Genomic DNA, 16,362 nt, shown 5'->3' with positions numbered 1-16,362 from the left:
AACTAACGATCATGAATACAATAAAATATTTTTTTAGCATCGTGTTGCTGTTTACCATTACAGTAGGCTGTCAGAAAGAGAATTATGATGATATTTCTTTTATTAACAGTGCTTCACCATCAGGTAAATTAACAGCCCTTTTTGATATCACGCAGGATAATACAGGTTTAGTAACCATCACTCCAAACGGAGAAGGGGTCACTACTTATGATATTTATTACGGCCATGGAGCTGCAACTCCTGTTAAAGTTGCTCCCGGAAAAAGCACCCAACATGTTTATCCAGAGGGAGTTTATACTGTTAAAATAGTAGGTTATAACGCCAAAGGCGAAACTACTGAAGCTACTCAACAGTTAACCGTTTCTTTTAAAGCACCAGAGAATTTAGAAGTTACTGCAGTTATTGATGCTGCCAATAATTTTAAAGTTAACGTTTCTGCTAAAGCCTTATATGAAACGCTATTTAAAGTTTATTATGGAGATGGCGGCGTTAATGAAGTGCCAGTGTCTTTCTTAGAGGGCGAAACAGTAAGTCATACTTACGCGTCAGTGGGTTCTTACACTTTAAAAGTGGAGGCTCTAAGTGGTGGTGCTGCAAAAACGGTATTTACCAAAGTGATTATAATTACAGATCCTGTTTTATTGCCGATTACTTTTCAATCAACTACAGTAGATTATTCATTTAATAATTTTGCAGGTGGTGTGGTTACAGTAATTAACAACACGCAACCTAATGGAATTAATACCAGCACCAGAGTGGGTAAAATGGTGAAAAATAGTGGTGAGACGTATGGAGGAAGCTTAATAAAATTGGGTGAAAACATCGATTTTTCTGCAAATAAAGTTTTTAGAATGAAAGTTTACTCTCCAAGAGTTGGTGCTAAAGTTTTATTAAAAGTAGAAAACGCAGTAGACGGAACTATTCAATTTGAAAAAGAAGTATTAACCACTAAAGCTAATGAATGGGAAGATTTAGTTTTTGATTACAGAGCAATTAATTTAGGAGCTGGAAGAACCTACAACAACATTGTTTTAATATTTGACAATGGTACTAGAGGTGATGGCTCTGCTAATTTTACTTGGTTGTTTGATGATATTAGGTTAACCAATCAAATTCCAACTAGCGTATTATCTTTACCTGTTACTTTTGATCAGGCAGGTGTTAATTATGCAGTAACAGATTTTGGTAACGCCAGTACTTTAGAAGCTGTGGCAGACCCAGCTGGTGGAGCTAATAAAGTTGCTAAAACAACGAAACCTACAGGTGCTGAACCTTGGGCTGGAACTACTATAGGAAGTTATTTTAACGCTAAAATACCTTTTACGGCTACACAAACACAAATGAGTGTAAGAGTTTACTCTCCTGCTGCAGGTATAAAGGTTAGATTAAAAGTAGAGGATCATACTAACAATACTAAATCTGTAGAAACAGAATCAGTAACCACGGTTGCTAATAATTGGGAAACTTTGATTTTCGATTTTTCTACTCCATCTGTAGGTACAGCGAGTATAAACCTTGCCAATAACTACGATATGGCGTCTATTTTCTTTGATTTCCTTAAAACCGCTAATGGAAAAGTATTTTATTGGGATGATGTTACCTTTTTAACAACAAATGTAACTCCAGAACACCTAGGCATACCTATAGATTTCCAGTCTACTAAGTTTACTTATGAATTTGGAGATTTTGCAGGAGGTGTTGTTACATTAGTTAACAACCCAAGCGCTTCTGGCATTAATACTAGCAGCAAAGTTGCTAAAATGGTTAAAAATGCCGGCGAAGTTTATGGAGGTAGCACAATAACACTAACTAACTCAATTAATTTTTCAGTAAAGAAAATTGTAAAAGTTAAAGTTTTTTCCCCTAGAGTAGGAGCTAAACTTTTATTTAAAGTGGAAAATTCACTTAATGGAGGTTCAAATTTTGAAAGAGAAGTAACTACCACTACTGCTAATGCATGGGAAGAACTTACTTTTGATTTTAGTGCAATTCCGGGTGGAACGTACGATAAAGTAGTTTGGATATTTGATTTAGGTACTATGGGTAATGGCACTGCTAATTTCACTTATTACTTTGATGATATTACTCTTAATTAACATTTAAAAATTAAAAATCATGATAAATCATATAAAATCACTGATCATCGTTTTTTTAATAGCAGGAATTGGCTTAGGTTCCTGTAAAAAAACTGAATACTCTTTTGGAGAATTAAAATCTCCGTCTGATGTTGTTTTAACAACAGCCGTTGCAGGTGCAAACACAGCCAACCCAGACGGTAACGGAACTGGTGTGGTTGCCATTACCGCCACAGCAAACAATGCCATTACTTATAATGTAGATTTTGGAGATGGAAATACACAAGTAGTACCATCTGGCACCATTAATTACAAATACACTACACCAGGAACTAATGAGTTTTTAGTGACTGTTAACGTAGTAGGTACTGGAGGCATCACCTCTACTACCAGTAAAAAGATCAAAGTATTTGTTGCTTTTGAAATTCCTGCAGCTATGATTTCGGCTATAGCCGGAACGGGTTCAAAAATTTGGGTAACAGATAAAGAAGCATTAGGTCATTTTGGGGTTGGAGCTGCCAATCAAATTACTGACGATTCTCCAACTTGGTATTATGATGCAGATCCAAATACCAGAGAGCCTTGTGCTTATGATGATGAAATTACCTTTAGAAAAGATGCAAATAATAACATCTTTATGACCGTTGATAATAAAGGAGCATCATTTTCTATAGGTGCAGCAACAGGTTTTTATGGCTTTGCTGGTCCCGATGGTTGTTATGGTATTATTTCGGGTCCTGAAAAGAAATTAGCTTTCAGTAATGCAACATCTGGTTCAACAAGTGCAAATTCCACTACTATACAATTTACAGTACCGGGTAATGGAATCATCAATTTTGGTACCGGCGGAACAGCTTACGAGATTGTTACATTTACTGCAAACACCATGTTATTAAGAAATATTGGTGCTGATGGAAATGCTTGGTATCAAAAATTAATAGTTAAATAATAATTAAAATGGGATACTTTAAAAACATCGGTTTAATTTTCCTTCTGTTTATTTCTACCAGTTGTAAAAAAGCTGATTCTGGTAAGGGAAGTTCACAAACGGCACCCACTAATTTGGTCATCACAGCCACACCCAACACAAATGGGAGCGGTAATGTTTCATTTAAAGCAACTGCAGATAATGCAGTTGCTTATACTTACGAGCTAGGTAACGGGACAATTAAATCTGCGGCTACGGGTATCATAGATTATCAATATACATTGGTAGGAAATAACACCTATACAGTATCAGTTACCGCTACAAGTAGTACTGGTCTTACGCTTAAAAAGTCAATAGACGTTACTGTAAATGTTATTGCTGGGGTGGCAAGTTTGGTTTGGTCTGATGAGTTTAATACAGATGGTGCGCCTGATGCAACTAAATGGGGTTATGATTTAGGAACAGGTTCTAACGGATGGGGAAATGCCGAATTACAGTATTATACCAACCGACCAGAAAATTCAATTGTTCAAAACGGTGTTTTAAAAATTAAACTCATCAAAGAAAATTATAGCGGGAGTACTTATACTTCTGCTAGGCTTTTATCTAAAGATAAATTTGCTTTCACTTACGGGAAGGTAGAAGTAAGAGCTAAATTTCCTACAGGAACAGGTACTTGGCCAGCCATTTGGATGTTAGGAAGTAATATCAATACAGTACCATGGCCAGCATGCGGTGAAATTGATATTGTAGAACATTTGGGAAGGGATTTGAATAAAATTTATGCAACGTTACACTATCCTGGTCGCTCAGGCGGAAGTGCAGACGGTGGCACCAGAATGATAGCAAATGCAACCTCAGAATTTCATATTTATACATTGGAATGGACGGCTTCTTCTATTAGAATGTTGGCCGATGGGCAGGTTGTTCATACGGTTAACAACTCTTCCTCAATTCCATTTAATCATGATTTCTTTTTTATCCTGAACATGGCAATGGGTGGAAATTTTGGTGGTGCAGTAGATCCAGCGATAACCAATGCCACAATGGAAGTAGACTATATTAGGGTTTATAAATAATCAATGCTAAAACTTAAAATAGAAGTGTTAAAATCAATTGACACTTCTATTTTTTTTGACCTTAAGATTGTCTTTTCATTTTTTAAATGCATTTAACTCTAAACTCGATTATGAAAAATAATTTTCGTTATGTGCTAATTATGCTGATTTTTTTATCAGGTACTTTATCACCATATTCTTTAAAAGCACAAACTTCAAATGCCTCAAAAGAGCTTGATGTTAAAGTAGCCACCTTATTGCAAAAAATGACTTTACAAGAAAAAGTGGGTCAAATGGCGCAAATCACACTTGATGTAATTACTAAAGGTCCAGATAGATTTTCTAGTGACGAACCTGTTGTTTTAGATGAAGTAGCTATGAAAAAAGCTTTTGGCGTTTATAAACTAGGTTCGGTATTAAATACCGCAAATAACAGGGCTAGAACACCCGAAACTTGGTTTAGAATTATCAGTGAAATTCAAAATGCAGGAAAAGGCAGGTTAAATATTCCAGTAATTTACGGAATAGACGCTATTCATGGAGCAACTTATACTGCAGGAGCCACTATGTTTCCTCAGCAAATTGGGCAAGCAGCTACTCGTAACCGAGAATTGCTTAGAAAAGGAGCAGAAATTACCGCTTATGAAACCAGAGCAAGTGGAATTCCATGGAATTTTTCTCCTGTTTTAGATTTAGGTCCTGATCCTCGTTTTCCAAGAATTTGGGAAACTTACGGGGAAGATCCTTATTTAACCACCCAATTAGGTGTGCAGGTAATTAAAGGTTATGAGGGAGATAAGAATAATATTTCTGATCCATTTCATGTGGCTTCTTGCTTAAAGCATTTTTTAGGTTACCAAGTTTCTATTTCTGGTAAAGACAGAACCCCAGTTTCTTTATCAGATCAACAATTAAGAGAATATCATTTACCAGCATTTAAAGCCGCTATAAATGCAGGTGCGCATACCATTATGATCAACTCTGGCTTAATAAACGGAGTTCCTGTTCATGCAAATTTTACCCTTTTAACTAAATTGTTAAGAGAAGAATTAGGCTTTAAAGGATTAGTGGTAACAGATTGGGGCGATATTGAGAACTTATACAGCAGAGATCGTGTGGCAAAAAGCAATAGAGAAGCCGTAATGATGGCCATAAATGCAGGAATAGACATGTCTATGATTGCTTACCAATACGAGCCTTTTTGTGATGATTTAATAGCTTTAGTAAAAGAAGGAAAAGTAAAGCAACAACGTATTGATGAAGCAGTAACCCGAATTTTAAAGCTAAAATATCAACTTGGTTTATTTGAAACAGCAGTAACCAATTTTAAAAACTACCCAAAATTTGGAAGCAAAGAATTTGAGCAGGCCGCTTACCAAACCGCAGCAGAATCTATCACTTTATTAAAAAACACCAACAACATTCTTCCTTTAAAAAAGGATATGAAAGTTTTGGTTACTGGTCCAAATGCTAATTCAATGAGAACCTTAAACGGCGGTTGGACCTACTCTTGGCAAGGAGAAAAAGTAGAAGAATTTGCTGCAAAATATAACACCATTGTAGAAGCGCTTCAAAACAAAATTGGAAACAATCAAGTAAATTTTATTCCCGGGGTAAGCTATAAAATGGATGGAAAGTATTATGAAGAATACGCCGATCAAATGAAAGAAGCATTAGAAGCCGCAAAAAATGCCGATGCTATTATTCTTTGTTTAGGTGAAAACTCTTATACAGAAACACCAGGTAATTTAAGTGATCTATACCTTTCAGATCTTCAAACAGAATATGCCAAGCAAATTGCAGCTTTAGGTAAGCCAGTAATTTTGGTTTTAAATGAAGGCCGACCAAGATTAATTAGCAAGTTTGAAGCTTCCATACCCGCTATTTTACAAACTTATTTGCCCGGTAATTTTGGTGGAGATGCTTTAGCAGATATTCTTTTTGGAGATGTAAATCCATCAGGAAAACTACCTTATAACTATCCAAAATTCCCTAACTCTTTGGTAAATTATAACCATAAACCATCAGAAAGTAGGTCTGTGGTGGCAGGTGTTTATAATTATGATGCAGATTATAACCCACAGTACGAATTTGGTTTTGGCTTAAGTTACACCACTTTTAAATACGATAATTTAAAAATGAGTGCTAGTAAAATCACAGCAAATGATGTTTTAACAGTTTCTGTTGACGTTACAAATACAGGGTCTAGAGAAGGAAAAGAAGTAGTTGATTTGTATTTAAGTGATTTATATGCGTCTGTCACTCCAGATATTAAGCGTTTAAAAGGCTTTGATAAAATAAGTCTTAAACCCGGCGAAACCAAAACGGTAAGTTTTCAACTCGGTAAAAACGAGTTGTCTTTTGTGAATCAACAAAACAAAAATGTAGTAGAATCTGGTGATTTTGAAATTCAAATCGCTAACCTCAAAACAAAATTTTCGGTTCAATAAGCAAAAGAGCAGCCTTTAATCATGTAATTTAAAGTGTATTTAATTATAGAATAAACAAACAAGGCAGTCTCAATCAGACTGCCTTGTTTGTTTCTAAAACCATTCACTCTTAAAATAGTTACCTTTGGTAATGCAGCAATTTGTTATCCTTTTTGACGGCGTTTGTAATCTTTGTAATGGATTTGTGCAATTCGTTATTAAAAGAGATCCTCAGGCTCAATTCAAATTTGCTGATTTACAATCAGATGCTGCCAAAGCGTTATTAAGCGCTCATAATATCCAAATAAAAGACCTAAAAACAGTAATTTTTATTGCAAATAATAAGGTTTACACCCAATCAGATGCGGCTTTACAAATTGCTAAATACTTAGGAGGTGCTTGGCCATTGGCTCGTGTTTTACTCGTAGTTCCCAAATTTATTAGAAACGGTATTTACAGTTTTATTGCAAAAAACAGGTATCGTTGGTTTGGTAAAACAGAACAATGTATGGTGCCTAACTCCAATTTAAAGAGTAGATTTTTATAAATTTTTTTTACTCAAATTGATAAAATAAAATTTCAAAAAACCGCTGTTTCTAACGCTAAAAAAAGTGAGGCGACTTTTATTTACCTACCGACTTCTAATTTCCAAGAAGCGCTATTATTTTTATGTTGTTTTATTTATTGAAAAGAGTAAAGCAATTTGTAATTTTAAGTAACAGTTTTAATGCTCAATCAATTTTATCCAAGTTTATTACATAATAAATAGGGTGTTATTTTCTGAACCTTAGAATTTCATAGCATAGCCTGATTATACCAATTGTTTTACAAATGTTAAGCACAGCAAAAGATATAGACTTTAGGGTTTTATTTAAATCTACACCAGGTTTATTGATTGTGGTTTCGCCTCAATTATTAATTCTTACGGCTAGTGATGATTATTTAGAAACTACAAATACCAAACAAAGCGAAATTATTGGTAAATACATCCTAGAGGGTTTTCCTAATTTACCTTATGATGTAAATCAGAAAGAGGTTGCTAATGCCTTAACATCCTACAGCATTGTACTGCAAAAAAAGACAAAGCATACTTTGTTAGCTCAAAAATACCTAGTTCATAATTCATACGGAATTCTAAAAGAAAAATACTTTAACATTAAAAATAAGCCAGTTCTGAACTCAGAAAATGAGGTTCTCTATATTATTACCCAGCTAGAAGATGTAACTGATGCCGTTTGTGAAACAAATCAATATGTATTAAGTGACCACCCTGCAAATGAAGTGGATTTACTTTCTTTTGAATTACATTTAAATTCAACTAATCTTGATTTAAGAGATCAAAATAAAGAATTGCAACAGCAATTGGTTGATAGATATTTACAGTTAGACAGTATAAATAAAAACATATCTGATTATATAGCAGCAATAGATGAAGCTAGTATAGTAGTGGTAACAGATGAAAATGACACTATACAATTGGTGAATGATAATTTTTGTAAAATTTCCAAATACTCAAGAGAGGAACTGATTGGTAAAAATCATCGATTTTTCAACTCAGGTCATCATTCAAAAGAATTTATGCGAGATCTGTGGTTAACTATTGTTAGTGGTAATGTATGGAAGGGCGAGCTAAAAAATAAGGCTAAAGATGGCACAACGTATTGGGTAGATACTATTATTGTTCCGTTTTTAAATAAAGAAGGAAAGCCGTATAAATATTTAAGTATTCGCTCAGACATTACTCTGCGTAAGCTAGATGAAGCTAAGCTGATAGCCAGCGAAGAAAAATATAGAAATTTATTTGAGAACTCCTTAATCGCAATACTTTCTTCAGATCTTAAAACAACCAAAGTAATTGATGTGAATCAAATTGGTGTTAAACTTTTTGGTTATCAGTCCAAAAAAGACTTTCTAAAAAATTTTAAGCCCGAAAACCACTGGGTAAATATATCCCAAAGATTATACCACATAGAAATATTAATGAAAAAAGGTGAGGTGAGAAATAAAATTCAAGAAATGAAAAAACTTGATGGCACTCATTTTTGGGCTAATATTTCAACCAAATCAGATAAAGAAATTAATTCTGCCCAAACTGTAATTATAGATATAACAGAACAAGTACAGTCTCACCAAAATCTTATAAGTAGCGAAGAAAAATACCGTGATTTATATGAAAACTCATTGGTATCTATATTCTCATTTGATACAAAAACAGCTAAAGTAATTGATGTAAATAATGTAGGGGTACAACTTTTGGGATACCAATCAAAAAAAGATTTTTTAGACAATTATAAATCAGAAGCGCATTGGTTGGATATGCCAGAAAGAGAAAGAATTATTAAATCTTTGATAATTGAGGATGGTGTAAAAGTGATTATCCATCAAATGAAAAGACTGGATGGAACATATTTTTGGGCAAGAATGAATATGAAATATAATTTCAAAACATTTTTACTCCATTCTGTAATTGTTGATGTTTCTGAGCAAATGCGCTCTCGAGATGAGCTGGAAAATAAGGTGACAGAAAGAACTTTAGAGCTTACCAGATCTTTATTAAGAGAAAAGGAATTACATGAAATGAAGTCTAGTTTTGTTTCTATGGCTTCGCATGAGTTTAGAACACCTTTGGCTACCATCCTCTCTAGTGCGTCTATTATAGAAGTGTATAAAGATTCAAATCAGCAAGAGAAAAGGTTAAAGCATACCAAACGTATTTCCTCATCTGTAAAAAATCTAATCTATATTCTTAATAATTTTCTTTCAGTTGGTGAATTAGAAAAAGGAATTTGGGATATTGATGCGTCACTAATTAATCTTCCTGAATTTATGCAATTATTAATGGAAGAAATGGAAGGGATGTTGAGGGATAAAAATCAGCAAATTATTTATACTCATGAAGGTGAATTGTTAATAGAACAATCAAATAAAACACTAAAAAATATAATATTAAACCTGCTATCTAATGCTAGTAAATATTCTTATGATGGTGAAAATATATACCTTTCTTCGGTTGTTGCAAATGGCAGAGTGACTATTGCCGTTAAAGATCAGGGAATTGGCATTCCCCAAGAGGATCAAAAAGGATTGTTCACTCAATTTTTTAGAGCCAGTAATAAAGAATATATTCAGGGTACGGGTTTGGGGCTGTATATTGTAAAAAAATATCTTGAATTGATTAATGGCGATATCAGTTTTAAGAGCCAGCTAAATGAAGGAACAACCTTTACCATTAGTTTTGCTCAAAAAAGGAATAAAAAATCCAAAACGCATCATTTAATTAAAATGAAGGCTTAAACGCGGGATTATTTTTTATATCTACTTCAGTTGCTGTTTTAAAGCCTAAATATCTAAAACCTCTTTCTTCTTTTTAGATTTCATTCTTTTTGGGACACTGTTCAAAATTTCGGTTTCTAAAGCATCAATTATTCTCTTTTTTATAAAGTTCTTGTTTGTTACAATGCTAATTTCTCTACTAGGTTCAGGGCTTTTAAAATAGCGAACTTTATCCATTTGTTTAACCGAAAAATCTTGTAAAGATAATTCTGGTAAAATGGTGATTCCATTGTTTAAGTCTACCATTTTAATTAAGGTTTCTATGCTCCCTGTATTGTAATTTAATTGGTGTCCATTAGATTTTTTATGTTTACAAATACTTAAAACCTGGTTACGCATACAATGACCTTCATTTAGTAGCCAAAGTTCATCAATATCTAAATCATTGGTGGTTAAAGCTTTTTTCTTAAAAAGCGGACTGGTTTTAGATACATAACTCACAAAATTTTCATAAAATACAGGCCTTTCAAATAATGTGTTTTCATCAAGCGGCGTGGCTAAAATACCGCAGTCTAATAACCCAATTTTAAGTTGTTGTATAATGTTTTCAGTAGTAAATTCAGAAATGGTGAGGGTTACTTTAGGATATTTTTCCATAAAGCCACCAATAACTCGGGGCAAAAGATAAGGTGCAACAGTAGGAATTACACCAATTTTCAATTCTCCAACAATCTCCCCTTTTCTTTCGTCAATAATTTCTTTGATTTTGTAGCTTTCGTTTAAAAGTTTTCGAGCTTGCTCTATCACTTCAATCCCAATTTCAGTAGGCACAACAGGTTGCCTAGAGCGATCAAAAAGTTTGACGCCTAAATGTTCTTCCAGTTTCTGGATTTGCATGCTTAAAGTTGGCTGGGTAACAAAGCATTTTTCTGCAGCTAAAACAAAACTTCGGTAAGTATCTACCGCTACTGCATATTCTAATTGAACAATAGTCATGCTCTAATATAGATATATTCTATAAGCTTGGGGCAATGAATTCAAAAAATTAAGGGATATTGCATCCCTTAATTTTTGAAATGTAATATATTATTCTACCGTAACAGATTTAGCTAAATTTCTTGGCTGATCTACATTGCAACCTCTTAAAACTGCAATATGATAGGATAGCAATTGCAATGGAATAGTTGCTAATAAAGGTAAAAACGCTTCATCTGCATGAGGTATTTCTATCACATAATCAGCCATATTTTTCACTTCTGTATCTCCTTCGGTTACAATGGCAATTACAACTCCTTTTCTTGCTTTTACTTCTTGTATGTTAGAAATAACTTTTTCATAAGATGAAGTTTTGGTTGCAATAACAACTACGGGCATTTCTTCATCAATCAAAGCAATTGGTCCATGCTTCATTTCTGCCGCAGGGTAACCTTCAGCATGGATGTATGAAATCTCCTTGAGTTTTAAAGCTCCTTCTAAGGCTACTGGGAAACCACTTCCTCTACCCAAGAAAAGCGCATTTCTAGAATCCTTAAATTTCTCTGCAATACCTAAAATATAATCATTAGATAAAAGCGTTCTTTCAATTAGATCAGGAATTTTTTCTAACTCAATTAATAAACTAATGAGCTTACTTTGCGTAATGGTTCCTTTTGTTTGAGCCATATAAAAAGCCATCAAAGTTAAAACTGTAACTTGAGCCGTAAATGCTTTTGTAGAAGCCACACCAATTTCTGGTCCGGCATGGGTATAAACTCCCGCATGAGTTAATCTGGGAATAGATGCTCCAACAACATTACAAACTCCAAAAATTGTGGCTCCTCTTTCCTTAGCCAACTCAATTGCCGCCATGGTATCAGCAGTTTCGCCAGATTGAGAAATGGCAATTACAATATCTTTTTCTGATATAATTGGGTTTCTATATCTAAATTCAGACGCATATTCCACTTCCACCGGTATTCTTGCATATTCTTCAATCAGATATTCTCCAACTAAACCAGCATGCCATGAAGTCCCACAGGCTACAATAATTATTCTATCTGCATTTTTGAATTTCTCGGTATAATCTTTAATACCTCCAAGTTGTACTTTTCCCTCTTCCGGATAAATTCTTCCTCTCATACAATCACGAATAGAGCGTGGTTGTTCAAAGATCTCTTTCAACATAAAATGTTCATACCCTCCTTTTTCAAGCATCTCTAGTTTGAGTTCTAAAGCTTGTATATAAGGAGTTTGAACGGTGTTATCTATGTTTTTAATCAGGAGTTCATCCTTTTTTAAGTAGGCAATTTCGTTATCATTTAAATAGATTACGTTTTTAGTGTATTCCACAATTGGTGTAGCATCAGAAGCTACAAAATACTCATGCTCACCTACACCAATCACCATCGGACTTCCTTTTCTAGCCGCAATAAGCTGATTAGGATCGTCTTTACTCATGATTACGATAGCATAAGCACCCACCACTTCATTAAGCGCCACCCTTACGGCTTCTCTTAAATCAAGATTTGCTTTACTTTGAATATCTTCTATTAAATGTATCAATACCTCCGTATCGGTATCACTTTTAAAAGTGTGCCCTCTTGAAATTAATTCTTCTTTTAAAGGACCGTAATTCTCAATAATGCCATTGTGGATAATAGCTAAATTCTCATCACCTGATTGATGTGGATGAGAATTTTTATCGTTAGGCGCTCCATGGGTAGCCCAACGGGTATGTCCCATGCCTACATGACCAGTTTGATCATTTTCACCAATGAATTCTTCTAGGTTACTAACCTTACCAGCTTTTTTATAAATATTTAAATGAGAAGAGTTATTGATTAAGGCAATACCAGCACTATCATACCCTCGGTATTCTAAGCGATGTAAACCTTTAATGATGATTGGATAGGCATCTCTAAAACCTATATATCCGACTATACCACACATAAAAAAAACTATATTTTGTAGATTATTTACTAAGCTACAAAATATAGTTTCATTATAAAATTCTTTATATTTTCTTACTTTAAATCTGTGTAGTAAATTTTAAGTTGTGCTTTGTACGTTACATTGCTACCGCCTGTTAAAGATCTTGATGCCACATCAAAAACACTTCCTGAACTGGTGAAATCGGATACAGTAATGAATGTGCCGTAATTTTTTGTTTTGCCATTAATTAAATCTTGAATATATCCTGTGAAATTAAACACATAAGCTTTAGTGGCGCTATTGTAAAAACCTCCTATAAAACCTGGTCCAAGGTTTCTAAAGTCACTTGGGTTTTCATCAGGAATATATTGTGGCCTTTCAGCTATATCCCATCTAAATGCTCTTAATCTTGAGATAGGTTTGTATGGGGTTTCAGATCCATTAACAACTTTCAATATAAGTTCTGCTCTGTTAATGGCTACATTATCTCCTAAAGCTTTTAATTTACTTAAATAAGGAAAATCAACTTTAACTTGAGTGCCGCCTAAACTTTTAATGTAAAGATTGTTGCTATTTTTGCTGGTGTTTTGCAATTCTGTTGCAACAGCAGTACCGTTTAAATCCCATGTTACTTCAGAAACTGCATATCCGCTAGTTCCCATTATGGCTAAACTGGTATTTACAGTATCTATTGATCCTGTGGTGGATGTTTTTTTGTAAAACAAGTCTAGTTTTGCAGCATTTTGGGCGTAAGTGTTAAATAAAAATACTCCTCCGTTATTGGTGGTTGTGCTTTTATTTAAAGAAACATATAATCCTTTTATAAAATCATTAAATACTTTATTTGATAGCAAGTTTAATGAATCTGTTTTTAAGATATTATTGTTAATAAAGCTTGGGTCAAGTTTTATTCTAAGTTGTGCAGAAACTTTTTTAATGGTATCTTTTTTCCCAACTAAAATATCTTGTAAAATGATACTGTCTTTATAACGGGCGTTAAAATCTTTAGATCCTATTAATGTAGTCTTAAAGTTCCATTTCTTTGTATTATAATAAGTTTTTGGACTTTCTGTGTAAAGCACTTCATCTAATTGTCTTACTTCTACTGTATAATTGGTGCCTGTACTGTCTCCATAAAAACCTGCAAATGGCAAAACTAAAATGGCAGAATCTAAAACAGGATTTTTACCAAAAGTATAATTGGCAGAGGGTAAGGTTAAAGCTACAGCTATATTACCCGTTGTAGTACCAAATACAGGGTCTTTAAAATAAGCTAAAACACTATTGTTTGTACCATTAGAAACAATACTATCTTGTTTCATTAGTTTAGTAAAGACGGTACTAGTATCAATAAACTTAGAATTTAAAGCAATGTTAGGATCAACATCTAATCCTACACTAGTTGAGTTTTTACACCCGCTAAAAATAAAAAGACTTACTAACAAAGTTAATAAGCCTGATTTTATAAATTTCATATGATTATTTCAATAATTAAGCAACTGATACTAATTCATCAGACGCGATTTCTTGGTAAAAATTGTAATAATTTTCGAAATCTAATGTAGCATCGTAGTTTAAAACTGTTTTTTCTGATTTTTTAACAAAGTTTAACAGTTCTACATCAATATTTTCATCGCCTATCACCACTCCGTCAGAATATTTAATTGCTGCTTTATTGATCGCTGCGTGTGTTGCTTCTGCATAATCAGCAGTGTCTGATGCATTCATTCCTTTCATTACTGCTTTTTTAGCAAACTCAGCTCCTAATGTTTCAGGATAAGTATCGCTGTATATAGAATAAATGATTTTAGCATCTTTAAACGTAGGATCGTCTTTGTAATTTGTTTTTAAGTAGGCAGGAACCAAAGCACTCATCCAACCATGACAGTGAACAATATCAGGTGCCCAGCCTAATTTTTTAACAGTTTCTAAAGCGCCTTTACAAAAGAAAATTGTTCTTTCATCATTGTCGCCATAAAACTTGCCTTTTGCATCATTAAAGACATATTTTCTATGAAAATAATCTTCGTTATCCAAAAAGTAAACTTGCATTCTTGCAGCCGGAATAGAGGCTACCTTGATAATCAGCGGATTATCTGTTTCGCCAATTACAATGTTCATTCCTGATAATCTGATTACTTCATGTAATCTGTTTCTTCTTTCATTAATACTACCAAATCTTGGCATAAGGATTCGAATTTCGAAACCTTTATCTTGCATAGCTTGCGGTAATTGTCTGGTGATCTTTGAAATGTTTGTTAGTTCCAGAAATGGCGACATTTCATGTGTGATAAACAAAAGCTTGGTTTTTCCCATCTCCTAATCTTTGTTAAGTTTTTGTTAAAGAAGTATTTTTAGAAGTGCAAATATAAGAATAATCTAGCAAAAAAACAATGAGTTATGCAAATGCTTTTTGTTTATTACTAACTAATTACACAATTTTGCACATTAAATTTTTTAGTTTTTGAAAATCATAAAAACCCAATTAGAACTTTCTGGTTACCTAGAATCTTTTAGAAATAATAAGTTTAAGATAGGCTTAGTCCCAACAATGGGAGCATTACATAATGGGCATTTATCTTTAATTGAACAATCAAAATTAGCATGTGATTTAACTGTGGTGAGTATTTTTGTAAATCCCACACAATTCAACAATTCTGATGACTTATTAAAGTATCCTAAACCTATTGTTGAGGATACAAAAATGTTAGTGCAGGCTGGCTGCGATGTGCTTTTTTTGCCTGAGGTGAGTGAAATGTATCATAACCATGAAGAATGGAATTATGGAGTTGGGGCTTTAGACAAAATACTGGAAGGTGAATTTAGGCCCGGCCACTACAAAGGCGTTACTCAAATTGTATTTAAATTATTTGATTTAGTGAAACCAACTAGGGCATTTTTTGGACAAAAAGATTATCAACAGTTTTTAGTCATCAAAAAAATGAATGATGATTTAAATTTAGGTATAGCATTAGTGGCTTGCCCAATCATTAGAGAACCAGATGGTTTGGCTATGAGTTCTAGAAATATTAGGTTAAATGATTTGGAGAGAGAAAAAGCACTTACCTTATACCAATCATTGTTGTTTGTTAAGGAGAATTACCATCGCTATTCTTTGAGTGAATTATTGGAAAAAGCTATTGGATATTATCAAAATGATGAGGATTTGAAGCTGGAATATTTTAAAATTTGTGATCAAAACACACTCTTAGACAAGCAAATAAACGATAATGAAAGTGCTATTGCTTTAGTGGCTTGTATGGTTGGTAAAACAAGGCTCATAGATAATATGATGCTTTCGTAACAATAATTTTCATTTCTATTTCTAAATTTGCAACATGATTATTGAAGTTTTAAAATCTAAAATTCACAGAGCGAAGGTTACTCAATCAGAATTAAATTACGTTGGTAGTATTACCATTGATGAGGATTTGATTGATGCTGCGAACATGATTCCTAACGAAAAAGTTCAGGTAGTTAATAACAATAACGGAGCTCGTTTTGAGACTTATATCATTAAAGGAGAAAGAGGCAGCGGGACCATTTGCTTAAACGGCTCTTGTGCTAGGTTAGCACAAATTGGAGACATAATAATTATTGTTTCTTATGCCCACATGGAAATGGAGGAGGCCAAAAAATACGAACCGGTATTAGTTTTTCCTGATGAAAATAATCAGCTTATCAAATAA

12 protein-coding genes are annotated in these 16,362 nt (G+C 33.6%); 8 read left to right on the top strand and 4 right to left on the bottom strand.

The genetic code is table 11. The annotated features are described in order from the left end of the window. The first annotated feature begins 11 nt into the window (after positions 1-11). The 6 genes from FA046_RS02770 (at position 12) to FA046_RS02745 (ending at position 9,784) form a co-directional block, all read left to right on the top strand. Positions 12-2,096: a hypothetical protein gene (locus FA046_RS02770; protein WP_136824830.1), complete on the top strand. Its 2,085-nt coding sequence runs from the start codon at positions 12-14 to the stop codon at positions 2,094-2,096. A 19-nt stretch (positions 2,097-2,115) separates the two neighbouring features. Then, positions 2,116-3,024, top strand: a complete 909-nt coding sequence (locus FA046_RS02765) for a PKD domain-containing protein (RefSeq protein WP_136824829.1) — start codon at positions 2,116-2,118, stop codon at positions 3,022-3,024. An 8-nt stretch (positions 3,025-3,032) separates the two neighbouring features. Beyond that, entirely contained in the window at positions 3,033-4,082 is a 1,050-nt protein-coding gene (locus FA046_RS02760) for a family 16 glycosylhydrolase (RefSeq protein ID WP_136824828.1), read from the top strand. Positions 4,083-4,192: 110 nt separating this feature from the next. Beyond that, the gene (locus tag FA046_RS02755; protein WP_136824827.1) at positions 4,193-6,511 is read left to right on the top strand and encodes a glycoside hydrolase family 3 N-terminal domain-containing protein; all 2,319 of its coding nucleotides are present in this window, start codon (positions 4,193-4,195) and stop codon (positions 6,509-6,511) included. Between the two features lie 130 nt (positions 6,512-6,641). Beyond that, positions 6,642-7,037, top strand: a complete 396-nt coding sequence (locus FA046_RS02750; RefSeq protein ID WP_136824826.1) for a thiol-disulfide oxidoreductase DCC family protein — start codon at positions 6,642-6,644, stop codon at positions 7,035-7,037. A 284-nt stretch (positions 7,038-7,321) separates the two neighbouring features. Then, on the top strand, positions 7,322-9,784 hold the full coding sequence (locus FA046_RS02745) for a PAS domain-containing sensor histidine kinase (protein WP_136824825.1): 2,463 nt from the start codon (positions 7,322-7,324) through the stop codon (positions 9,782-9,784). 45 nt (positions 9,785-9,829) lie between these two features. On the opposite strand, the gene FA046_RS02740 is transcribed toward FA046_RS02745, so the two are convergent. From FA046_RS02740 to FA046_RS02725, 4 genes are all read right to left on the bottom strand, one after another. Continuing rightward, on the bottom strand, positions 9,830-10,759 hold the full coding sequence (locus FA046_RS02740) for a hydrogen peroxide-inducible genes activator (protein ID WP_136824824.1): 930 nt from the start codon (positions 10,757-10,759) through the stop codon (positions 9,830-9,832). Positions 10,760-10,849: 90 nt separating this feature from the next. Beyond that, complete coding sequence (glmS, locus tag FA046_RS02735; RefSeq protein ID WP_136824823.1) at positions 10,850-12,691, bottom strand: glutamine--fructose-6-phosphate transaminase (isomerizing); 1,842 nt, start codon at positions 12,689-12,691, stop codon at positions 10,850-10,852. Between the two features lie 74 nt (positions 12,692-12,765). Then, a complete protein-coding gene (locus tag FA046_RS02730) occupies positions 12,766-14,148 on the bottom strand; it encodes a DUF4270 domain-containing protein (protein WP_136824822.1) in 1,383 nt (460 codons plus the stop codon). A gap of 16 nt (positions 14,149-14,164) precedes the next feature. After that, positions 14,165-14,989 (bottom strand): glycogen/starch synthase, encoded by an 825-nt coding sequence (locus tag FA046_RS02725; RefSeq protein WP_136824821.1) that lies wholly within the window; start codon positions 14,987-14,989, stop codon positions 14,165-14,167. Between the two features lie 148 nt (positions 14,990-15,137). Here FA046_RS02725 and panC point away from each other — a divergent pair, with 148 nt between their 5' ends. Both panC and panD read left to right on the top strand, forming a co-directional pair. Next, positions 15,138-15,977, top strand: coding sequence for a pantoate--beta-alanine ligase (gene panC / locus FA046_RS02720; RefSeq protein ID WP_136824820.1), 840 nt, complete (start codon positions 15,138-15,140; stop codon positions 15,975-15,977). Between the two features lie 34 nt (positions 15,978-16,011). Continuing rightward, the gene (panD, locus tag FA046_RS02715; RefSeq protein ID WP_136824819.1) at positions 16,012-16,362 is read left to right on the top strand and encodes an aspartate 1-decarboxylase; all 351 of its coding nucleotides are present in this window, start codon (positions 16,012-16,014) and stop codon (positions 16,360-16,362) included.

The organism is Pedobacter cryophilus, from assembly GCF_005116455.1.
Taxonomy (GTDB): domain Bacteria; phylum Bacteroidota; class Bacteroidia; order Sphingobacteriales; family Sphingobacteriaceae; genus Pseudopedobacter; species Pseudopedobacter cryophilum.
Note: the sequence above shows the minus strand (reverse complement) of the source record. Positions and strands in the feature narration are given on the sequence as shown.